Annotated in this window: 22 protein-coding genes; 6 read left to right on the top strand and 16 right to left on the bottom strand. The window is 40.8% G+C overall.

The features are described 5' to 3' along the window. Nucleotides 1–864, bottom strand: coding sequence for an alpha/beta fold hydrolase (locus EHQ59_RS17225; protein WP_244245604.1), 864 nt, complete (start codon nucleotides 862–864; stop codon nucleotides 1–3). Between the two features lie 24 nt (nucleotides 865–888). Next, entirely contained in the window at nucleotides 889–2,163 is a 1,275-nt protein-coding gene (locus EHQ59_RS17220) for an adenylate/guanylate cyclase domain-containing protein (RefSeq protein ID WP_135621181.1), read from the bottom strand. 101 nt (nucleotides 2,164–2,264) lie between these two features. On the opposite strand from EHQ59_RS17220, the gene EHQ59_RS17215 reads away from it, so the two are divergent. The 3 genes from EHQ59_RS17215 to EHQ59_RS17205 all read left to right on the top strand — a co-directional run bounded on the left by EHQ59_RS17215 (nucleotide 2,265) and on the right by EHQ59_RS17205 (nucleotide 4,701). Further along, nucleotides 2,265–3,206, top strand: a complete 942-nt coding sequence (locus EHQ59_RS17215; protein WP_135621179.1) for an LA_0442/LA_0875 N-terminal domain-containing protein — start codon at nucleotides 2,265–2,267, stop codon at nucleotides 3,204–3,206. 2 nt (nucleotides 3,207–3,208) lie between these two features. Then, nucleotides 3,209–4,210 (top strand): hypothetical protein, encoded by a 1,002-nt coding sequence (locus EHQ59_RS17210; RefSeq protein ID WP_135621177.1) that lies wholly within the window; start codon nucleotides 3,209–3,211, stop codon nucleotides 4,208–4,210. 83 nt (nucleotides 4,211–4,293) lie between these two features. Continuing rightward, nucleotides 4,294–4,701 carry a tetratricopeptide repeat protein gene (locus EHQ59_RS17205; protein ID WP_135621175.1) on the top strand — a complete coding sequence of 136 codons (408 nt, stop codon included), beginning with the start codon at nucleotides 4,294–4,296 and terminating at the stop codon, nucleotides 4,699–4,701. 108 nt (nucleotides 4,702–4,809) lie between these two features. Here EHQ59_RS17205 and EHQ59_RS17200 read toward each other — a convergent pair whose 3' ends face one another. The 11 genes from EHQ59_RS17200 to EHQ59_RS17775 all read right to left on the bottom strand — a co-directional run bounded on the left by EHQ59_RS17200 (nucleotide 4,810) and on the right by EHQ59_RS17775 (nucleotide 15,522). Further along, complete coding sequence (locus tag EHQ59_RS17200) at nucleotides 4,810–5,682, bottom strand: hypothetical protein (protein ID WP_135621173.1); 873 nt, start codon at nucleotides 5,680–5,682, stop codon at nucleotides 4,810–4,812. Between the two features lie 129 nt (nucleotides 5,683–5,811). Then, a complete protein-coding gene (locus EHQ59_RS17195; RefSeq protein WP_135621172.1) occupies nucleotides 5,812–6,660 on the bottom strand; it encodes a flagellin N-terminal helical domain-containing protein in 849 nt (282 codons plus the stop codon). A gap of 174 nt (nucleotides 6,661–6,834) precedes the next feature. Continuing rightward, entirely contained in the window at nucleotides 6,835–7,680 is an 846-nt protein-coding gene (locus EHQ59_RS17190) for a flagellin N-terminal helical domain-containing protein (protein WP_135621170.1), read from the bottom strand. Nucleotides 7,681–8,009: 329 nt separating this feature from the next. Then, nucleotides 8,010–8,837 carry an LIC_10740 family protein gene (locus EHQ59_RS17185; protein ID WP_135621169.1) on the bottom strand — a complete coding sequence of 276 codons (828 nt, stop codon included), beginning with the start codon at nucleotides 8,835–8,837 and terminating at the stop codon, nucleotides 8,010–8,012. Beyond that, nucleotides 8,812–9,924: an N-acetylmuramoyl-L-alanine amidase gene (locus EHQ59_RS17180; RefSeq protein WP_167481429.1), complete on the bottom strand. Its 1,113-nt coding sequence runs from the start codon at nucleotides 9,922–9,924 to the stop codon at nucleotides 8,812–8,814. The genes EHQ59_RS17185 and EHQ59_RS17180 overlap by 26 nt, the downstream gene beginning before the upstream one ends. Continuing rightward, nucleotides 9,888–11,501 (bottom strand): DEAD/DEAH box helicase, encoded by a 1,614-nt coding sequence (locus EHQ59_RS17175; RefSeq protein ID WP_135621167.1) that lies wholly within the window; start codon nucleotides 11,499–11,501, stop codon nucleotides 9,888–9,890. Before EHQ59_RS17175 ends, EHQ59_RS17180 begins: the two co-directional genes overlap by 37 nt. Nucleotides 11,502–11,509: 8 nt before the next feature. After that, nucleotides 11,510–12,352, bottom strand: a complete 843-nt coding sequence (locus tag EHQ59_RS17170) for a class I SAM-dependent methyltransferase (protein WP_135621165.1) — start codon at nucleotides 12,350–12,352, stop codon at nucleotides 11,510–11,512. Next, nucleotides 12,349–14,451: a tetratricopeptide repeat protein gene (locus tag EHQ59_RS17165; RefSeq protein WP_135621164.1), complete on the bottom strand. Its 2,103-nt coding sequence runs from the start codon at nucleotides 14,449–14,451 to the stop codon at nucleotides 12,349–12,351. Before EHQ59_RS17165 ends, EHQ59_RS17170 begins: the two co-directional genes overlap by 4 nt. Nucleotides 14,452–14,459: 8 nt before the next feature. Then, a complete protein-coding gene (gene nusB, locus EHQ59_RS17160; protein ID WP_100719589.1) occupies nucleotides 14,460–14,882 on the bottom strand; it encodes a transcription antitermination factor NusB in 423 nt (140 codons plus the stop codon). Next, a complete protein-coding gene (gene ribH / locus EHQ59_RS17155) occupies nucleotides 14,879–15,346 on the bottom strand; it encodes a 6,7-dimethyl-8-ribityllumazine synthase (RefSeq protein ID WP_135621162.1) in 468 nt (155 codons plus the stop codon). The genes nusB and ribH overlap by 4 nt, the downstream gene beginning before the upstream one ends. Nucleotides 15,347–15,369: 23 nt before the next feature. After that, nucleotides 15,370–15,522, bottom strand: a complete 153-nt coding sequence (locus EHQ59_RS17775; RefSeq protein WP_167481428.1) for a hypothetical protein — start codon at nucleotides 15,520–15,522, stop codon at nucleotides 15,370–15,372. A 105-nt stretch (nucleotides 15,523–15,627) separates the two neighbouring features. On the opposite strand from EHQ59_RS17775, the gene EHQ59_RS17150 reads away from it, so the two are divergent. Further along, on the top strand, nucleotides 15,628–16,065 hold the full coding sequence (locus EHQ59_RS17150; protein WP_015678381.1) for an SET domain-containing protein: 438 nt from the start codon (nucleotides 15,628–15,630) through the stop codon (nucleotides 16,063–16,065). A 100-nt stretch (nucleotides 16,066–16,165) separates the two neighbouring features. Here EHQ59_RS17150 and EHQ59_RS17145 read toward each other — a convergent pair whose 3' ends face one another. The 3 genes from EHQ59_RS17145 to EHQ59_RS17135 form a co-directional block, all read right to left on the bottom strand. Beyond that, complete coding sequence (locus EHQ59_RS17145) at nucleotides 16,166–16,372, bottom strand: hypothetical protein (protein WP_135621160.1); 207 nt, start codon at nucleotides 16,370–16,372, stop codon at nucleotides 16,166–16,168. Nucleotides 16,373–16,439: 67 nt separating this feature from the next. Beyond that, the gene (locus EHQ59_RS17140) at nucleotides 16,440–18,026 is read right to left on the bottom strand and encodes a glycoside hydrolase family 57 protein (protein ID WP_135621158.1); all 1,587 of its coding nucleotides are present in this window, start codon (nucleotides 18,024–18,026) and stop codon (nucleotides 16,440–16,442) included. Further along, a complete protein-coding gene (locus EHQ59_RS17135; protein ID WP_208652455.1) occupies nucleotides 18,026–18,775 on the bottom strand; it encodes a hypothetical protein in 750 nt (249 codons plus the stop codon). The genes EHQ59_RS17140 and EHQ59_RS17135 overlap by 1 nt, the downstream gene beginning before the upstream one ends. 104 nt (nucleotides 18,776–18,879) lie before the next feature. Between EHQ59_RS17135 and hpf the strand changes: the two genes are divergently transcribed. Then, nucleotides 18,880–19,167 carry a ribosome hibernation-promoting factor, HPF/YfiA family gene (hpf, locus tag EHQ59_RS17130; protein ID WP_135621155.1) on the top strand — a complete coding sequence of 96 codons (288 nt, stop codon included), beginning with the start codon at nucleotides 18,880–18,882 and terminating at the stop codon, nucleotides 19,165–19,167. Between the two features lie 6 nt (nucleotides 19,168–19,173). Then, nucleotides 19,174–20,046, top strand: coding sequence for a hypothetical protein (locus tag EHQ59_RS17125; RefSeq protein WP_135621153.1), 873 nt, complete (start codon nucleotides 19,174–19,176; stop codon nucleotides 20,044–20,046).

The raw sequence follows: 20,046 nt of genomic DNA, 5'->3' as shown, positions 1-20,046 counted from the left end.
TTATATTTCGTCGCCAAGTAAGATCGATTTGATTTCAGAAAACCTTGTCCAAGGAATGAAATGGCTGCCCCCACTAATGAGATGGGTTTTGTGACTTCCATCATAGGAAATCGATTTTAAATAGTTTACATGTTCCCTGGGAACAATTCCGTCCTCTTCTCCATGGATGGATACTACAGAAATTTTTGTTTGTCTCAAATCTTCTTTCATCAATTCCAACTCCGATTTCAATGGAAACATTTCTTCATTACTGCGCACCCAAGAATTTGGTAAGAACCATTGGATATACGTTTTTTTTGCTAAATAGTTGTAGCTCTTTAGTTCTTCCCAGTTTGGGTCAATTGGCGCAGAAAGTAAAACCACTTTTAATGTAGAAGGGATTCTGTTTTGCAATAAAATCGCAACTTTGAATGCAATCGGCCCTCCATAGGAATGGCCAAGGATCGTGATCTCTTGGAAGGAAAGTTTTTTTTGTTCCAAAAAGATTTGAATCATTTCCGAAATGGCTTTCGCTTGGAGTCTTAGGTTAGGAACAAATGGATTTTGGTATGACTTACCAAATCCCAATCGATCAGGCGCCAACATACAATATTTTTGTTGCAAATCTTCCTCTTTTAAATACATAGAAAAATCTGCACCACTGCCAGGAGAACCATGAATGAAAACTAAAAGTTTTTGTTTCGATAAACAAACATTATTCGAAACAAATATCTCTCCCTGTTTTGTTTGAATGAATTGAGTTTCTAAAACCTCTTTTCCTACTTTTGGATACAATTCAATCGTATTTGTACTGATATAAATGAGACAAGAGAACAAAAGAAAAATGATCATCCAAAGCAGGTAAGGATATCGAATTTTCTTCACAGAATTTCGCTCCACCCACCTTCCTTAATAAAATAGAGCTCCTGTTTTGTACATCCTTTGGAATAATTCATTTGGTTCTTTGGGATGAACTTCACTCACATACTCAGGCAAAAAACCTTTTACGAGAAACATTTCGATATCGGCTTTGTTTTTAATGGAAACAAACCCTCTCGATTCACATTCAAATACTTTTTGTACTTCTTCATACAAATCACGTGATATATTTACTTCTCCTACAATTCCACCACTTTCGAGTCGACTGGCTGTATTCACCGTATCACCCCAAACATCATACGCAAATTTATCACTTCCCACAACACCTGCAACCAAAGGCCCCATATGGATTCCCAATCGAATTTCCCAAAACTCTCTACCTTGGAGGGAATGGATTTCTTTTTGTTCTGCCATATATGTTTGGAATGCCAATCCACATAACACCGCGTCAATGGGATTCGAGTCGTTTTCATTTGGAATTCCACCAACAGCCATATAAGCATCCCCAATGGTTTTGATTTTTTCCATTCGATATTCTTTACAGATAAAATCGAAAGCGCGAAAGATTTGATCGAGTTCATGAACCAAATCTTCGGCATTCATGTTTTCTGCAATTTTGGTAAAACCAACCATATCACAAAAAAGTACAGATGTTTTTTCATATCGTTTCGGAGTGACCCTTGCTTCTTTTTTTAATTCATCAGCAATCGGTTCAGGTAAAATATTAAGAAGTAATGCGTCTGATTTTTTACGTTCTATATTTAAATTTCGACTTAGGATAAAAATCAAAAGACCTGTCAAAATTTGTACAAATAAATAATTCCCACCAGCATCTAAGTAACGATCCATCTCGTTTTCATAACCAGTTACCCAATCTTTATGAAAATATTCTACAATATAGAGGGAAGCTGAGACTCCAATATAAAGGGTATACACGAACCAAATGTTATGATTACGAATGAGGATTAAGGCAATGACAAGGGAAGGAATTAGATAATAATGATTTCCCCCGAAGGATCCTCCATTAAAAAACCACATGGAAGAAAGGTAAAACAAAATGGTTAAATTGAATGGCCAATACAAAACAAAATAAATACTTTTCACTCGACTGAGGTAATACATGGCAAGCATGAGTAAACCGGAGCCAATATTTAGAGAGATTAAAATCTGAAAGTTTTCTAAATATAAAACACCGAAAACGCCAAGTAAGTTTAATAAACCATTGATAAGAGAAACTGTATTAAACAGTCGGTGTTCCAGAGAATGTTTTTTAGGATCTCCGAGAAAGAGGTATATCCATTTCATTGTAATTCAAAATTATGCCAATAAAAACTATACCGATTCAACCTTTTTTCAAAATGATTGTTTTCGTTTTAGAAGATTTCCCACGTTTTACTTGCATAAAATTGCAGTTAAATGATTTTTGGTGGATTCCAAATCCAGTTGCTGAAGAGAAAACAGGAATCCAATTGAAACTGAAAATAAAACTATCTCTATTCTTAATCGGGAATCTATTACTAACGGGTTCTCTTTTCCCCGAAACAATCATTTTAAAAACTGGAAAAACATATTTTGGAAGAGTGATCGACCAAAATAAAGATGTATTAAAATTGAAAGAAAATAATGGAAACATTCTAGAATTTCAAAAAAGCGAAATTTTAAAAGTAACCTATAAAGATTTAGATACAAAAGAAATTAAACAAATCATAGAAATCGAAACCAAAAAGAATCAAACTTCCGAAATCCAAGAGAAGGGAATAAAAGAGAAGTTTGACTTGGATTCAAAAAAACCAAATCAAACCTTTTCTTCAAACGAAACGTCACCTCCTCTAGCTCAAAAAAAAATTCGGTGGGAAGTAGTGGCTCGCTCGGCCGTATTACCGGGCTTAGGTCAATACCATTGGAACGAACAGGTATGGGGTTCAGTGTATCTCATTGCTTTTTTAGGTGCGGCCGTCAATTACAACCATGCCTGGAATCAGCATAAGGACGCTAAGGAAGCGTATCAAAACGATTTTCGTTCCTTAGTGATCTTAAGTTCTGGAAATTCTGGTTTTCTTCTCAATCTCATCGATAAAAACAATTTAGCAACGGAATATCGAACAACAGGGAATGCAGTCAATGCAGCATCCAATATCGTGATCGGAGTTTTCCTTGTCAGTCTAATCGATTCATTCTTGTTTCGTGCTGATAAAAAAGAACCTTCTGTATCATCGAATGCAACAAGGCCAGGTATTTATCTAAACACGGAAATGAATCAAACGCAGAGGCAATCTCTCAATTTGCAGGAATCAAGAATCACTTCTGGAAGTGTAGAATGCAAACTTGGTTACACTTGGGTATTTTAATAATGAATGATAAGAATTTAAAAAAAACCAGTTTCGTATGTTTATTTCTGTTTTCCCTTGTATTAGGATTCCATTGTCGAGTGAATCCCAATCCGAAAGGCAGTCTTTTGGATCCCTTCACTGCAGAAGGACTGCTATCAACTCTAATCTACAATGACAGCCTCAATCCAGGTCCTACTCGAGATTGGACAACCATCACTTCTCCGTTTGGAACTACGGATCCGATAGATTCAGCGTTGTTTGACCAAATTGGTGCAACAACCTATTCGATTTATATCAGAAATACAAACTTATCCACTAGACTCTATTCGAGTACGAATGGAATCAGTTATTCTCAGTTAGGTGTACAGATCAATAATACGAATACAAATATTTTTGCAGCTTTCACTGGTCGATCACAGCTATCGAATTATCATTCGTTAAATTTAGGAGGAGCATGGACTGCAAATGCCCTCATTTCTGGTTTTTGTATGATCAAGTATAACACTGCAAGTGCATATATACTGGGAGACGGATTTGTAGACAGAACCATCGATTCCGGAAATTCCATAAACACGATATCAAATTCCCCAGCGTATCCATCTCGCACTTCCGGGTCCTGCCTATATGCAAATGGAAAAGCCTATTTACTCGGCGGAAAAAACGGATCGTCGAATCTATTTGATTTATGGGAGTCAACGGACGGAATCAGCTGGACTCTCATTACAGATAGAGTCAAACAAACATCAGGTGGTGGAATCAATCGTCCTTGCAATGCCATCCAGGATACAAACGATATCAGTGTCCTTGGGATGGTTTACTCCGATATGACAACATATAAATTTCACATTGTCTTTAACAATTTGGCCCTTTTGCAAAGTAATGATGGGAAAACATGGACATGTACCAATCCAAGTCTCAATTTTAACTCTGGATTCAATTCCATTGTGAACAGAGCCGTTTTGATAGGAAAAAGACTTTTTGTCTATGGCCAACCAGACAATGTATATACCGATTTGGAATAACTAAGCCTAGTCTTAATAACAATTCTTCCTACCACTTTTGATTGTATCCAATTTGATTCAAAAAAAATCACGACTGTTGACAAATGGTTGAAAATGATTACAATCGTTTCCCTATGGAAGTAAATGCAAAAAAAGCTCTGGCGACCTTAGATAAGGCAAGAGAAGAAAAACAAAAAGGATCCTATGAAAGAGCTCTGACTCTGTATCGAGAATATTTATCCATGGTGGATCCTTCTTTTACCCATGGGGTTTGGTTTTCGATGGCTGAAATCTTTTTTGAAACCAATCGGCACAAGGATGCCTTAGTTCACTGTGAGAAGGCACTAGAAATCATGAAAGAATTTACACCTGCCTTAGAACTTAGGATTAAAATTCATAAACGATTAGGAAATGAAAACCTAGCTCTCCAAGACAAAAAAAACTTAGAAACATTGGAAAGAATCGAAAAAGCAAAATGGGATGATCCAAACCATTATTATCATTTTAAATAAACGGATGTAACCTGATTCCAATTCACCGAATCAAACATTCGCTTTCACAACAAAACTATCCAGCTATTGGAATCCTGCCAAAGTATCTAATTCCTATATCTATTCCTATCAATATCCAATCGCATTCACAGGTTCTAAATCACAAGCATCGGCTTGTAAAGAAGCTGTGAGTGCTGGATTCAAACTGATACCTTGCAAGGCAGAATTGGGTTTATTGCAATTACTGACTTCAACCAATTGACTTGTGAAAAAACTGGCGTATTGGATTTCGATTAAGGCAAAATTTGTAATTTCTTTTTTGCATTTATCAAAAGACTCCATCGTGTAATAGGTTCTGTCTCCTATTCTTGTGATTGCTTCGAATAGATAAGGTCCATTGATTAGCCCAGAAACGGAATCAAGAGTTGTCATACTAGCAGTTTCATTACTGTATTGTTTTAAACGAATGTATGCATTTTCTGTACAACGAATTGCCATACACTGACCAGAATCAACTGTCATAAATGATGTTATCGACGAACTGATCCCCAAACCAGATAAATCCGTTGTTCCACAGGCACCAGCACTTGCGGTATAATAACATAAGGCGTTAGCAGATGTAGATTGTGTTTTTAATACCTTACCTGTGAATCTAAGTGAACTAGTTGTTTGGTTGGAACGAAAATATTGAGTCCCACCAGACGTAACCATTAAATCTACATAGTCTGTAGTGGAAGGTAAATTGAAATTTGCACTAGTGGTAGGCGTTGTAAAAGAAGAGATTGCAGATGACTCTCTTTGGCATGTATAATTGGAATTTGAACTAGATGAGGAATTAAATGAGGCAGACAAGATTCCCAAAAAACTCACAAAACCTAAATTATTCCGATGTTCTTGGAGTTCTTTTTTTGCTTCCTCACCTCTAATGCCAAACGGGGAAAAGAAATTAGTACAATTTGAAAAAAATAGAAAAATCAAAAAAGAGAAAATAATTTTTAACATAGATTATCTTCGTCTTTCAAGTGTTAATCTGTCAAACATTTCTCGTTAGGCGAATAAAAAAAGCCCCTCCTCAAAGTTTCCTTCGAGAAGAGGCAACCGTCTTTAAGGCAACTCTTGCCTTTTACGACCTTAAGTGTTATTCAAAAGTCGTAATACAGAATTTGGTCTGAGGCTGGCTTGCGCTAGCATTGCCGTACCGCTTTGCACGAGAATTTGTTTCGTCGTGAGCGCTACCATTTCCTCAGCCATATCTGCGTCCCTAATCCTTGATTCGGATGCTTGCATATTTTCGTATGCACCCATGAGGCCTTTAGCAGTACTTTCGAGCCTATTTTGGTAAGCTCCCATATCTGCTCTCTGCTTCATGATCTTGTTCAAGGCGAAGTCCGCTTTGGCAATCGCTTCATCAGCTTTTCCAGGTGTGGAAAGTGCAATTTTAATTGCCCCTTCTGACATCTTAAGAGCCTTCGAAGTCATAGTTCCAATGTAGAAACGCTCTCTTTGCCTTGCGTTTGCTCCCATGTGAAACCACATCGATGCTTTCGTTGACTTTCGAGCGAAGTCTCCGTCAAACAGTTTCATTTTATTGAACTCTGCTTGCGAAGCAATTCGATCGATCTCATCCACCAGCGCAGATACTTCTACCTGCACGAGTTGCCTGTCCTCCGGTGTGTAGATTCCGTTCGAAGTCTGGATCGCTAAGGTCCGGATTCGTTGGATGATTTCAGCCGACTGGTCGAGGAAACCCTCTGCAGTCTGGATGAAACTGAGTCCATCTTCCGTATTCCTTTCCGCCTGACGTAAACCACGAATTTGTGTTCGTAGTTTTTCCGAAACAGCAAGACCAGAAGCATCATCACCGGCAAGGTTAATCCTTTGCCCAGTGGAGAGGTTCCTCATGGTCTTATCTACATCCCATTGTGTAAACTTGAGAGCACGATGTGATTGGATCGCACTCATGTTGTGATTGATAATCATTGGCCTACACTCCTTTGTGTATTGCCAAGAACGGTATGTATTTCGTTCTTAGCCGGACAATCCCTGTCCGGTGTCAAGGATGAGCTTTCATTTTGCCACCTGGCAGGGGAAAGCCGGCTGATTATCTAATTACAACTCTTCAGTTACACTAACCACTCACTTCGTTAACTAATGTTAACGGAGGAGAGAAAGAACTCCTTGTGGACGAACATTCGCCTGAGCTAACATAGCAGTTCCAGATTGAACTAAAATCTGGTTCTTTGTGAAAGCCACAGTTTCTTCTGCCATATCCGCATCACGGATCCTAGACTCGGAAGCTTGGGTATTCTCATAAGCGTTCATGAGCCCTTTTGCAGTATGCTCAAGACGGTTAAAGTAAGCACCTAAGTTTGCTCTTTGTTTGCTAATACGTGTTAACGCAGCATCCAAAGTTCCGATCGCATCATTTGACTTATCAGCAGTTGACAAAGACAAGAGCTCTCCACTTTGACCTTTAAGATTAAGTGCACGTGCAGTCATTGTTGCAATGAACACTCTTTCTCTTTGGTGCATGTTTGGTCCCAAATGAAACCACATGGAAGTTGCTCTAGATCCACGAGCAAAATCACCTTGAAGCAAATTCATTTTATTGAATTCAGCTTGCGAAGCAATTCTGTCCACTTCGTCGATAAGTTGTGACACTTCGACTTGGATCATTTGTCTGTCTTCTTCAGTATAAATACCGTTAGACGATTGAATTGCAAGAGTTCGAATTCTTTGAATGATATCATTCGATTCTTGCAAAAAGCCTTCCGTTGTTTGGATAAGGCTCATACCGTCTTCGGTATTTCTTTCTGCTTGTCTAAGACCATTCACTTGCGTTCTCATTTTTTCCGAAACGGCAAGGCCTGATGCATCATCACCTGCACGGTTGATTCGCATACCTGAGGAGAGTTTTTCCATATTCTTGGAGACTTCCTCGTTTTGGAACTTGAGAACGCGATGTGAGTTGATCGCGGCTAAATTGTGGTTTATGATCATTGGTTTCCTCCTTGAAACTTGATCTGGCAAACGAGAGAATCCCTTCTCTCGCTTTTTTTTGTGTCTGGCTTTCAGGCCCCATTGGTGCCTAAAATTTCTATTTATTCCCTTAGTATGTCGGTACTTGGATAGAAGAAATTAATTTGAAGAAATTGGGTAGTTTTTGGAGGATTCTGAGGAAAATTGCCGTTTTTGGCAATTTTTGGCGACTTTAGCGTTTTATTTTTTTTAAAAAAAATTCTATTTTTCCCAATACGATCATCGGTATTTCTCCATTTTCCATAAGCAAATTTTGAAAAAGGGAGAAAATCCGCGGGGAATCCCCTAAACTAGCGGGTAGCGAGGGGAGAAATCGAATTCCATTGGTAAACTGGATTCGAATTTCCTGAAAATTGATGTTCGATGGATTTGATTTCTCTGAAATTCTCAAAAAGACTTGCATTTAACGCACGTAAGGTTTGATCCATGGCTTGGATCCTACGTTTGTTTAAAACCTCTTCCGAATCTTTAGGACCAGTATCTGTTCCACCAGTGTAATAGGTGATCGTGTCAACAGGTGCATTGGGATTCTCTTCTTCTGAGTCGGCAGCCTCACCTTCTGATTTAGTGCGAGGAAGCCGGTATTTTTCCATGATTGCTTCTAATTTACTTGTGTTCCAATCGATCACTAGTTTTTGATTTTTGTCGATAAACCAGGATTGTTTTAACGCAAATCGAATGTCCAAAAGTTTTTTTGGTGAAAAGAGTTTTCCATCTTTTGCCAGTGCTTCCACAGAATCAAAGTAAGGTGGAGCACCTACTTCCCCTACGATTTGGTAAATGAGAGGACCTGATTCGTTTTGTTTTAAAACCTTACGATGGATGGGAATTTGTTCCCCTTCTCCATTGGAAATATAAATCACAATGGGTTCTCTATGGTCGAAAGAAGGATAAGAATACAATTGGAAAGGTACAAGCAGGCGAAATGGATTTTGTTCTGCTAAAATGAAAAAACTAAAAAAGAGGAGTAAACTAAACCAAGAACCAAATAAAAAGATAAAATCGCGAGTGAGTTTGGTTTCCCCCGTTCCAATTTGATAAAAACGACGAGAAACAGTTTTTAAAAATTCCCAATATTTTTTTAGTACTTCTTTAATCTTTTGCAGATGCGTATTCATGAATTCCTTTAATCACACTCCGAGCAATTTTCTTTTGGAAGGTTTTATCTCGCAGTCGTTTGCTTTCTTCAGGGTTTGTCAGATACCCCATTTCCACAAGTACAGCAGGCATTAGGCTTCCTCGCAAGACGGAAAAATCTGCCTTTTTCACTCCCCGAGACGGAATTTCGGGACTGAGATCCTTTTCGTATTGTTCGGCTACCGCATCAGCTAATTTTTTAGAGCGCCTTTGGGTCACACTGGAAAGCATTTGAGACTGAATTTGGGAGACCACTGGATTTTTGTGTTTTCCGATGTATCGATTTTCTAAGAGAGCTATTTCTCTCGCAGTTTCCGTACTCGGGCTTTGGGAAAGGTAATAGACCTCAAACCCAGCCGCTTTTTCGGAAAGAGACGCATTACAATGAAAGCTGATAAAGATCACATCCCTTGTATCTGACAACACACGGTTCGCAAATTTGGAGCGGTCTTCGAGTTCCACAAAACGGTCATCTTTTCTTACCATCTCCACCCGAATTTCGGGATAGTATTTACGTAAGTACAAATAGGTATAACGGGCAACACCAAGGCTTACCTCTTTTTCAAAATACCCCGTTGTGTCCGAAGTCCCAGGATCCTTTCCTCCATGGCCCGCATCGATGACAATGGCTTTCACACCCAAACTCCGTTTCGGAACCGTTTCCTTGGGAATGAGAACGAGTAACTCACCTTCCTTAAATTGGTAACGCACATCATAGGCAATTAAATTGAGAAGGACTGCTTCTACCATATCGAGTGGAAGATACACTTCGTCCTCTTTTTTCAAAATGGCTTTGGGGAGTTTGTAAATTTTTCCATCTAAGGTATAAAAGCTACTGCCAATGCGAAATTGGAGATTCCCTTGGGGAGTATAAATCCCACCGACACTTGTATATTTTTTAAGTTTCGTGGAGAGTTCTGGTAGAATTGCCTTTAAGTCAGAAAAGGCAACGTAGTTTCCCTTCCCGTAGAGCGGAAGTTTGGCGACTTCTGCGACTACGAGACTTGGGAAAACAATCAGTAAAAGAAGAATTAATCTTTTTTGAAAAAAGAAAGGATTCGTTTCCAAATCGATTGGTTCTTTTTTTTGGATTGTTTCACTTCGTTGATATCGAAGAGATTCCGTCTTGGATCATTCTTTTGATAGGACTTGCCTTGTTGGTTTTTCTTGTGCCCAGGTTTGCCCTTACCATCTTTTGTATGATGCCCATGTTTGAATTCATGGTGGGTCATCTTTGCTGGGTGTTTGTGATCACTTGGGTGTCCATGACTATGGCCATCTGGATGAGACATTTTTGCTGGTGGGTGTCCCCCTGATTTTCCTTTGTGTCGGCTTCTGTCACCTGACCGGTGTTCGCCTCTTTCTCCACCACGTTCCCCACGTTCTGTGCGACGAGGTTCGTCTCCCCGTCTTGGTTTTCCTCCACGCCCACCTCTTTGTTCGCGGTCTTGGTATTTTTTTTCACCAGGAATCACTTCATCGGCAAACACAGGAGTAAATTCACCTTTAGGGAATTCTAAATACTCTTCTCTGATTTCCCCCACAGGGATTTTCGAGTTGAGATACTTTTCAATGCGTTCGAGTTCTGTATAATCGGTTTCGGAACAAAGTCCAATCGATTGTCCTTTTCTTCCCGCACGGGCTGTACGACCAATTCGGTGCACATAGTTTTCCGCATCTTGGGGAAGGTCATAATTATAAACAACATCGATGTTTTCGATGTCAATCCCACGAGAAGCAACATCTGTCGCAATGAGGTATTTGTATTTCCCTGCTTTAAAATCACGTAAGAGTCGGATTCGTTTTTTCTGGTCCAGTTCCGAAGAAAGTCCCGTCGCAGTGATTCCGTACTTACGTAAGACAGAAACAATTTTTGGGATATTCATTTTGTAGTTTGTAAAAATGATCCCAAGGCCTTCGATTGGATAGTTTAACAAAGAATTGACGAGGTAAGGAAGTTTTTCTTCTCTTCCCAAATGCAAAAGGGTTTGGTCGATCCGCTCTGTAATGACTTTTTCCGGATTGATATGAACTTCGATGGGTTCGTTCAAATACCGGCTGGCAAGTCGTACCACTTCGTAACTGAGTGTGGCACTAAAGAGTAAGGATTGTTTTCTGTTTTTACATTTGTGGAAGATGTATTTGAGGTCTTGGACAAACCCCATATCGAACATTCTGTCCGCTTCATCCAGGATCACAACTTTGATATTTTCCAAAGAGAGTCCATGGTTTTTCACAAAGTCAATGAGTCGTCCTGGGGTCGCCACAATGATACATGCTTTGTTTCCGAGTGCTTGCTCTTGGGATTTGTAATCGGTTCCTCCAATGATGGTGGCAACTCCGAAGTCTGTGAACTCTAATAATTTTTTTGCTTCTTCTGCGATTTGAATCGTGAGTTCTCTTGTGGGTGCAAGGACAAGGGCATATGGAAGTGCTTCCTCTTCCTCTGCAGAGAGAAGTCTATGCAAAGTGGGAAGTAAAAAGGCCATCGTTTTTCCGGTTCCGGTTTGGGCAAGACCAGTGAGGTCATGTCCTTCCATGGCGAACGGGATGGACTTAGCTTGGATGGGTGTGAGCTCTGTGTAACCGATTTTGTCTAAGGCTTTCTTTAGAGACTCGTGGAAAGGTAATTCATTAAATTTCATATTGGATTTCAGTGTGTTCTTTTTCTGGCAATCAGTTCGATGGTATCACCATAGGCAAATTGGTTTGCGTACAGTCGATACAGCCATTCGGGGAGTTTGCCTCTGAGGCCTAAATCCCGGTAGGAGTGATACGACATAGGTCTAACATAGTTCACGTCAAAGCCAAGGATTGACAAGAGTTTTTTCAGGGAGTGGACTGAGTAGTCAAAAAAGTGGTCAGAGGGATGGGTCCTAAACCATTCCTTGGGATTGGTCTCAAAACTTGGCCCAAAACTAGAAGGAACTGCCAAATACAAAAACCCACCAGGTTGTAGCCAGGCCTGCAACCTCTTCCAAATCCCATCGATGTCATCTATGTGTTCGATCACAAAAAAAGCAGAAATCACGGAGAAGGATTCTTTCCATTCCCCCTCTTCCACAGAAAGCACTGACCGCCTGTCGACATCGAGTCCCAGAGTGTTTCTCGAATATTCCACTTCTTTCGGAGAGAGTTCGAGGCCCCTCGTTTGGTATCCGGCCATCCTTGCTTCGTCTAAAAAAAATCCAGCTGCCGAACCAATCTCGAGTAATGTTTGGTTTGGAATCGCTGTCCTCCCGCTTGTGTCAACGTTTGCTACAGGTGAGAGAGGAGAAAAAGTTGCCAAGTTGGCGAGCCTTCGTTTTGCCATGACACGAAGGTTTGGTTCGTCTTCGTAATAGGACTTTTTGTATTGGGACATGTATTCTTCCATAAAATAACTGTCCCCGTACTCTCTTTGTTTTGCGGGAATATATCGCAAAACACCCGTATGACGGCATATTTCGTAAAATTCTGGGAATTTACGATGTGGAATAAAATCAAACAAACTCAATAAAAGGTTCTCTTTTTCGTTTCCAAAGATTTTTCATACTGAGCGCGAGCCGCCCGTTTGTTTTCATACGCTTCTGACAAACTGGGATTTAAGTCAATGGCGGTTTGGAAACTGGAAAGTGCGCGTTTGAATTCCCCATTTTTAAAATAACAAACACCTAAATAATTATGGGCTTTGGAAGAAATGGTGGGAGTGACATCGGAACGTGTGATGACCGTGAGCTCTTCAATCGCTTTCTCTCTGTCCACAAGGGATCCCGAATCAATGAGAATTTTGGATAGGACTAACCTTGATTCCATATCCTCTGGATCAATGTGAGTGGCACGGAAGGCTTCTTCTTTGGCACGTTTCGAAAGACCAGAGTTTCCACTACTTGCATAACTTAAGGCCAGTTTTCTATGAGCGAGTTTGATTTCTTTTGGGTCTTTTGCATTTTCCAATACATAGACTAACATCTTTTCGGCGGCAGGATAGTTTTTGGTTTGGATGTAAACATCGGCCAGCTTCAGTCTTGCTTCATAGAGTTCGGGTTTCCAAGCGATGGCTTCTTCGTATTCAGAAATGGCTTCGTTATAAAAACGGTTCTCTAAATAATAATCCGCAATGGCAAGCCTCGAAGGAACATGATTCGGATCCAGGGCTTGGGACTTTCGTAAGGACTCAATCGCCATGGTTGGTTTTCCCGCATGTAAATAGGAAAGACCCAAATTGTAATAAGCTGATTGGTTTTTGGGATTTAAGGCAAGGGCCCCTTCAAAGGCCGCTATACTTTCCGAATACCGCTCCATTTCATCTAATATGATTCCTAAATTTACATAGGCCGTTTCGGAATACGTATCTCCAGGGGTAAGACGGATGATCCTACGAAATAAACTCTCCGCTTCTACAAGTTCACCCTTCTTGTAATAGAGCTCAGCTAACGCAAATAACGAGTCCACATCCGATGGTTTTAAGAGCAGTGCTTTTTTTAAAGCGGTGATTGCCATATTGGTTTGCCCCATGGACAAAAACGCATCCGCAATATAACGATACACTTCTGGTTCGTTTGCATTGGAATCAAGTGCCTTTTGGAAGTATTTGGCTGCTTCTTCTGGGACTTTTTTCTTCAGATACACCAAACCTAAGTTATAGTAGGCTTTGGCATCTCCCGTTTTCAAACGAATCACTTCTCGGAAGTAATACTCCGCACGGTCATAGTCTTCTCTTTGGTAAAAGATGGTTCCGAGGTGGCCATAGGACAAAACAGCGGTTTGGGAATTGGGTGCCGTTTGTACGACTTTTTGGAACTCAGAGATGGCTTCGGCCATATTCCCTTGTTTTAGATAACTGATGGCAAGATTGTAAGTAAGAGTGACATCACTTGGAGCAAGAGCTTGCCCTTCTTTATAGGCTTCAATGGCACTTGCCGGGTCCCCTATTTCTTGGAACAAGTTTCCTTGTAAAAGAGCCACGCGGTAGTCGTTAGGTGCAATTTCTTTGGCACGTTGGGCCGCACGCCTAGCTTCTTCAAATTTCCCTGCATGTTTGAAGGCAAGGGACAAATTATAAAAGGCAAAATAGTTTTTGGAATCGTATTGGATGGCTTTTTCCAATCGTTCGATGGCATTGATGTAACGCCCCGCTTCATCATACATCACCCCAAGCACTGTGAGGGCAATGGATTTGTCTTCGTCACTGCCAGGGGAATTGAGAAACTCTTCACAAACAGTGCCCACACGATTCACATAACGGTTGTGATAGGCATTGAGACAGGCCGCAAGTTTAGGATTCACTGAATCATCTGGCAGATAGGGTTTGTCGACAAGAAGGTTCAGTGCTTTTTTGTCTGTGGGAAGGTCTTTTAGGACTTTGGCAATTTCTTCAGGATTTTGTTTTTTTTGTAAATACCACCAGTATGCGGCGGTTAAAAACCCAAGGATGAGGAGAACAAGAAACGACCAAAACAAAAACGATAAAACAGGTCGCCTTACCGTTGTTTCTGATTCATAAGTCGTTTCTTTTTCTTTTCCCAGGTTCCTTAAATATGGATCTTCCTGGTAATAACTTGGCTTGGAGGTTTGTTCCTCGATGCGAAAGCGGTTTTTTTGGATAGGATCCATTTCTTTTGTTAGTGGGACTCTTTTGTTAAGATCTCCTTCTTATAGAAGGCATCGAGTAGTCCGTTGATGAATTGCGCTGATTCGTCCGTTTCAAATTCCTTTGTGAGTTCCACTGCTTCATTGATGACAACAGGTGCCGCAAGGAATGGTTCCTTCTGCAAACTTAGGATTGATAAACGTAAAATGCAACGATTGACCACGGAAATACGCGAAAGTTCCCAATTCTCCGAATACTTCTTAATAAGAGTATCGATCGCTTTTCGATTTTCGACCACTCCTTTCACAAGAAAGACAGCATAATCCTTTTCTTCTCGGGTGATTTTTTTGTCGTACCAATCAAATTTCATGGCACGATCGGGGTCTGTTCCCACTAAATCGATTTGGTAGAGGCACATGAGGGCAAGGCTACGCCCACGGTGTCTGGAACTCATCCGATCTCTTTGAAAAGATTTGCCATTTCAATGGCTGTGGTCGCTGCTTCGTATCCTTTGTTTCCCGCTTTGGTCCCTGCTCGTTCAATTGCTTGTTCGATGGATTCAGTCGTAATGACTCCAAAGATCACAGGAACAGAGCCGTCTGCTACGGATCCTACTTTTGCCGCTTCCCCAGACACTAAGTCGTAATGGGAAGTCGCACCACGGATCACAGCACCTAGGCAAACAATGGCAGAGAATTGGTATTTTTTAGATTGTAAGACTCGTTTGACGGTTTGAGGAAGCTCAAAAGCTCCCGGCACATAAATGACGGTCACATCAGAGTCGAGAACTCCATGTTGTCTGTAAGCGTCTTTTGCCCCTTTTAAGAGGGACTCGGTGATGAATTCATTGAACTTTGAAACGATGACACAATGTTTTTGTCCGTTTCCTATCCTTAAGCCTTCCAATTGTGCTGTCATGTATCCAAGTTCCAAAAGAGGGGTTATTTCGCAAGACGAATGACGAGGGTAATTTTGCCATCTGGATTTTCCACCACTTCAAAACCATCTCGTTCCAGTGCTTTTTTGGCTCGGTAAATCGCCAAATTGACAACATTGGTTTTTTCTTCCGTCTTTATTTGTGGTTCCCGTTTCATAGGCCCCCCTATCCCTTTAAAGTTCGGAGTGCGAACTAGTGAATCTTAAATGCCAATGACTTTACAAGCCAGAATTGTTTTCCTCTTATGTCATATAGGAAGAAAATGAAGAAAAAGAAATCTGTAAAGAAGGCCAAAAAAAGAAAACCGGTAGTGTATACCGAGAAAGACTTTATCGTAAAACCGTCTTCTGTTCCCAATATTGGCATGGGACTTTTCACCAAACAAACATTATATAAAGGTGACACCGTTGGTTATTATATGGGTAAAATCATTACCGATGAACAAGCGGAATCCAATAAATATGTAGATTCCAAATATCTACTTTGGATCTGTAAAGATTGGTGGATTTATGGGGAAGGAAAAGAGTCAAATTACACTCGTTACATCAACCACTCTTCCAAACCCAATGCCGAACTCATCACATCGGTCAGGTGGAAAACAGCAAGGTTTAAGGTATTAAAAACCATTAAGGAAGGCGAAGAAATCTTTTTTGATTACGGAAAGGATTATTGGGATAACGTAGACTTCAAACCGAAGTGATTGGTTTGTTTCTAACCACCTTTTAGGGAAACACAAAGGTAAGTAAATCACCCGCAAAAACATTCTTAAATTTTGCGGGTACCGAACGGAGTGATTTGTCTTATAAAATCCCTTGGCCCAACCCAGAAGGTTTTTTGGTGACTTGGATTTTTTCGGAATTCTCCAGAGATTCCACATAACGAATGACGGAATCATTCATGCGAAACACTCCTTCTTGGGGATCGCGGTGGTTCCACTGACAAAAGATCACGTTGCCTAACAAAAAAAGCGCGGAAAGAACTAAGGGAAAACGGGTAAACTTCGTCATAAACACCCTCCGATCCCTTCCAGTTTCCCAAACCAAGACCGAGAGGGCAATACTTTTTAGAATGATTCTAACGAAAATCTTCCAAACGAATGTCGGGAAATGCGTTATTTTCAGACTCAGCTGCTTCGACAATCGCCCAATCGATTGGTCCTGTGAGCATCGCCTCCAGGGCTAAAAACAAATTGGTGTGCACATTGGTCCTACGCACAGCATAGTCCACCATCGTTCCCGTTTTCATGATAAAGGCCCAGTCACTACTTTGTAAGAGCAGAAGTTCCCTTCCCATTTGTTTTAAGATCCGGATTTGGTCTTCGGTCCCAGAACCAAACTCATGCACTCGTTTGTTCATCCGAATGCTCAAATCATGGATGAGAGGATAAATCCAATCATTGGTAACATTTAACCAAACATCTCCATATCCATTTTCTCCCCAACTGGACATCTTCATTTCCACGGATTGGATCCGAGGTAAAGCCCTTGCCGCTTCCAGAGGATGGGAAAGTTGGATGGTGTTTTGGTTGAAGTGGATTTTTTTAAATAAAAATTCGATGAACTGTGGGCCTTCATACCACCAGTGACCGTATAACTCTGCGTCATACGGAGACACAACCACTGACGGTTGTTTGTTGATCTCATATAGGTGTTCTGCTTGCCTGATGCGATTTCGTAAAAAATCTTCGGCATGGTTTCCACAAGCTTCCATCGCCCAGTCAGGATGGTAATAACCTTTGTCCTGGGTTTTTCCTGTGATGCGGTAGTATTTGATACTGGTATTGATCCGGATTCCGTTGGAATGCAAATAGGGAGAGATCTCTTCCCAAGGAAGGTCATGGCCAATGTCTCGGTAGTATTCGCGGTAACGAAAGTCACCCGGGTATCCATCGATGGAGCTCCATACTTGTTTGCTACTCTCTGGGTCGCGTCCAAACGCAAACACTCCATACCCCACTTCCACTGGAGCATACACACCAAACTTAGGACGTGGGTTGGCATGGGTGATGCCGTGAGTGTCGACAAAGAAATACCGAAATCCTTCGCGGTCAAGTTCCTCTTCCAAACGTTCCGTATACCCACATTCCGAAAGCCAAATTCCTTTGGGATCTCGACCCCAAATCCTACGAAAGGTACGGCGGCCATTCTTCAATTGAGAACGAAAGACAGATTTTTCCGAATCATAAAAAGGTAAAAACGCATGGGTCGCGGGACTTGTCATCGCTTCGAGTTCTCCCGATTCGATAAACGGCAAAAATAACTTCGTCAAATCACCGTTTGTCTCTTCAAAGATGGACTCTGTGTCTAAAAAATGTTCCAAATACCTTGTAGCCAAATAGTGTAAGTGAGGGTCAGTTTTGGTTCGTTTGGTTTCGTGCCTTGCAAGGGAGATGAGATTTTTTATGTATTTCCGAAACTGGTTTTGTAAATACGGATCCGTCATCATCTGGGAAAGAGTGGGTGTAAAGGACATGGTGATTCGAAAAGGAACTGACTCTTTTTTTAAATTCCGAAACACACGGATGATAGGGATATAGGTTTCTAAAATTGCTTCATTAAACCAATTTTCTTCAATGAAGGGTGTGTCATACCCAGGATGTCTAACAAATGGTAGGTGGGCATGTAATACGAAAACCAAATGCCCCTTAATCGAATGATTCATCAAAGAATTCCCTTGCCAGAACCTGACCCATTGGCAAAAGGAAAATTCCCTTCCGCTTTTCCTTCTTTATGGATGGTTTGGTTACGGGGATATACATAATATCCACTTGGGTCTTCGTCTCGAAAATAAAACTCACCTCCTGGGCTCTCCACCACAAGTCCTGCCTCAACCCATTTGGGATGGATCCATTCTTTGTCCAAACGAAAGGACTCAGTGCCTTGGGGAAGATCTTTGCCAGTTGCATGTAAGGTGGGTATTTCTTTCTCTCCGAAGGAAACAAAAATCGTACATTGCACATGACGCACTGGAAACATAAACTTCATATAATACGATTCGGTAAACGGAAGTAGTTCCATCCATTCCACCCGGTCACTTCCAAAGACATTTTGGTATTCCACTTTCAAACGAAACTTAAGTCCTTCTGTATTGGGGGATTCCAATTCCTTGGTGATTCGTTCCATCGTCTCAGAAGAAAACTTCCAGAACACAAACGCTTCTTTTGGGGAACGAACGAGGACTTTGACTAAATCCGTTGCAGAAAACGTGGGATGTTTCGTGAAATTGGAATCATTGTAAATTTTAGGAAGAGGTTTTTTGGATTGTGTCGTTGTTTTTTTAGGAGAGACGTCCTTCTCCACTGGGGACGAAGTTTTCCTCAACCTATTTGATTCTTTGGGGACAAGAGGGACCGATTTTTTTTTGGCCGCAGTTTTTTTCACTGCCTTACGTTTTTTTTCTTCCTCTGCCATGCTTATAAGGAGTATGCCTCGAAAGATCCACCTTCAATTCTTTTTTATTTGACGTTAGCTTTTTTTCTAAAATACAATCAATCCATACCAAACTGGGACAAAATATGAAAATCAATTATACTTGGAAACATTTAGACAGATCCGAAGCTGCAGAGAAATATGCAGATGAAAAACTAGAACGTGTGACAAAATTCGTTCAAAAAATTGTATCTTGTGAAGTTTCCTTTGAAGCCATTCATGGAGAGATCCACGCTAACCTTAAGTTACACGCTGATGGAAACAACTTTAATGCACACAACCAAGACAAAGACATTTATGTTTGTATCGATGGTTTAGAAGACAAAATCATCTCACAAACAAGCAAACACCACGACAAAAAAAGCCAACACTAATCTCTTATGATCCAGAAGTCGGAAGAAGCACTCACCTATCTTACAAACGGTGAGTTCGAAACTGCAAAATCAATTTATTCTGTACTTCTGGATCGAGATCCCGAGGATCTTTTTACCATCAGCGGTTTTTATATCGCTAGTTTTTGGGATCACAGACTGGATCTCATTTTAAAAACAAGAGAAGGAAAAGAACGAGGAAAGTTACTGCTCCAACTTTTTTCCGATTTTGAAACAGAAGTCCGTAAACGTGGATTCCAAAACACAGACAGCTTTTTTGCCACCCAAGACTGTATCTTAAAGGAAGCAAGGGACCACCTAAAACTTGCCTACCAATGGGAAGGCTCCAATGCTCTCGACAAAGAGTTATTAGGTGACCTTGCCCGTAGTCTAATCAAAATCCAAGATTACCCCATGGCATTAGAAGTGCTTTTGTATGGGGGAAACAAACAGTCTCCTGTTTTACTCTACTATTTGGCCGAAACGCAAGTGATGACGGGGAATGAAAAAGAAGGAATTGAATCGTACCGAACTGCCTTCTTAAATGACCCACAACTATTTCCTTTTACCATCGTTCGTTGGCCACCGCTTGTGAATCTCATCCAAAAGGCACAGTCATTCAGCCAAAAAGAAGAAGAGATGAAGGAACTGGTTCCTGTTTTTGCTTGGAGAGAAGGATTATTCCATCTCCCTGTGAAAAAAGAAGAAACCACCATCCAAATTTGGTACAGCGAATTAAAACGTTTAACAGATAGTAAAGAAAGGAGTGGTGGGAATTTTCGATTGGAAGCAAGGATAGAACAGTTTGCTCTGGCCATCCTCAACTCCGCAGACGACATCCGTTCTAGGGATGCCGTTTTGTTTGCAAAAAACTTAGTTTAG

The sequence above is a fragment of the Leptospira kemamanensis genome, assembly GCF_004769665.1.
Lineage (GTDB): Bacteria > Spirochaetota > Leptospiria > Leptospirales > Leptospiraceae > Leptospira_A > Leptospira_A kemamanensis.
This window is presented reverse-complemented; position numbering and strand designations above follow the sequence as displayed.

Coding starts and splice junctions, on each gene's coding strand:
- EHQ59_RS17220 (WP_135621181.1), bottom strand. CDS start 2,163: ATGAAATGGATATACCTCTTTCTCGGAGATCCTAAAAAACATTCTCTG.
- EHQ59_RS17210 (WP_135621177.1), top strand. CDS start 3,209: ATGAATGATAAGAATTTAAAAAAAACCAGTTTCGTATGTTTATTTCTG.
- EHQ59_RS17205 (WP_135621175.1), top strand. CDS start 4,294: ATGGTTGAAAATGATTACAATCGTTTCCCTATGGAAGTAAATGCAAAA.
- EHQ59_RS17200 (WP_135621173.1), bottom strand. CDS start 5,682: ATGTTAAAAATTATTTTCTCTTTTTTGATTTTTCTATTTTTTTCAAAT.
- EHQ59_RS17195 (WP_135621172.1), bottom strand. CDS start 6,660: ATGATTATCAATCACAACATGAGTGCGATCCAATCACATCGTGCTCTC.
- EHQ59_RS17190 (WP_135621170.1), bottom strand. CDS start 7,680: ATGATCATAAACCACAATTTAGCCGCGATCAACTCACATCGCGTTCTC.
- EHQ59_RS17185 (WP_135621169.1), bottom strand. CDS start 8,837: ATGAATACGCATCTGCAAAAGATTAAAGAAGTACTAAAAAAATATTGG.
- EHQ59_RS17175 (WP_135621167.1), bottom strand. CDS start 11,501: ATGAAATTTAATGAATTACCTTTCCACGAGTCTCTAAAGAAAGCCTTA.
- EHQ59_RS17165 (WP_135621164.1), bottom strand. CDS start 14,451: ATGGATCCTATCCAAAAAAACCGCTTTCGCATCGAGGAACAAACCTCC.
- nusB (WP_100719589.1), bottom strand. CDS start 14,882: ATGAGTTCCAGACACCGTGGGCGTAGCCTTGCCCTCATGTGCCTCTAC.
- ribH (WP_135621162.1), bottom strand. CDS start 15,346: ATGACAGCACAATTGGAAGGCTTAAGGATAGGAAACGGACAAAAACAT.
- EHQ59_RS17775 (WP_167481428.1), bottom strand. CDS start 15,522: ATGAAACGGGAACCACAAATAAAGACGGAAGAAAAAACCAATGTTGTC.
- EHQ59_RS17150 (WP_015678381.1), top strand. CDS start 15,628: ATGAAGAAAAAGAAATCTGTAAAGAAGGCCAAAAAAAGAAAACCGGTA.
- EHQ59_RS17145 (WP_135621160.1), bottom strand. CDS start 16,372: ATGACGAAGTTTACCCGTTTTCCCTTAGTTCTTTCCGCGCTTTTTTTG.
- EHQ59_RS17140 (WP_135621158.1), bottom strand. CDS start 18,026: ATGAATCATTCGATTAAGGGGCATTTGGTTTTCGTATTACATGCCCAC.
- EHQ59_RS17135 (WP_208652455.1), bottom strand. CDS start 18,775: ATGGCAGAGGAAGAAAAAAAACGTAAGGCAGTGAAAAAAACTGCGGCC.
- hpf (WP_135621155.1), top strand. CDS start 18,880: ATGAAAATCAATTATACTTGGAAACATTTAGACAGATCCGAAGCTGCA.
- EHQ59_RS17125 (WP_135621153.1), top strand. CDS start 19,174: ATGATCCAGAAGTCGGAAGAAGCACTCACCTATCTTACAAACGGTGAG.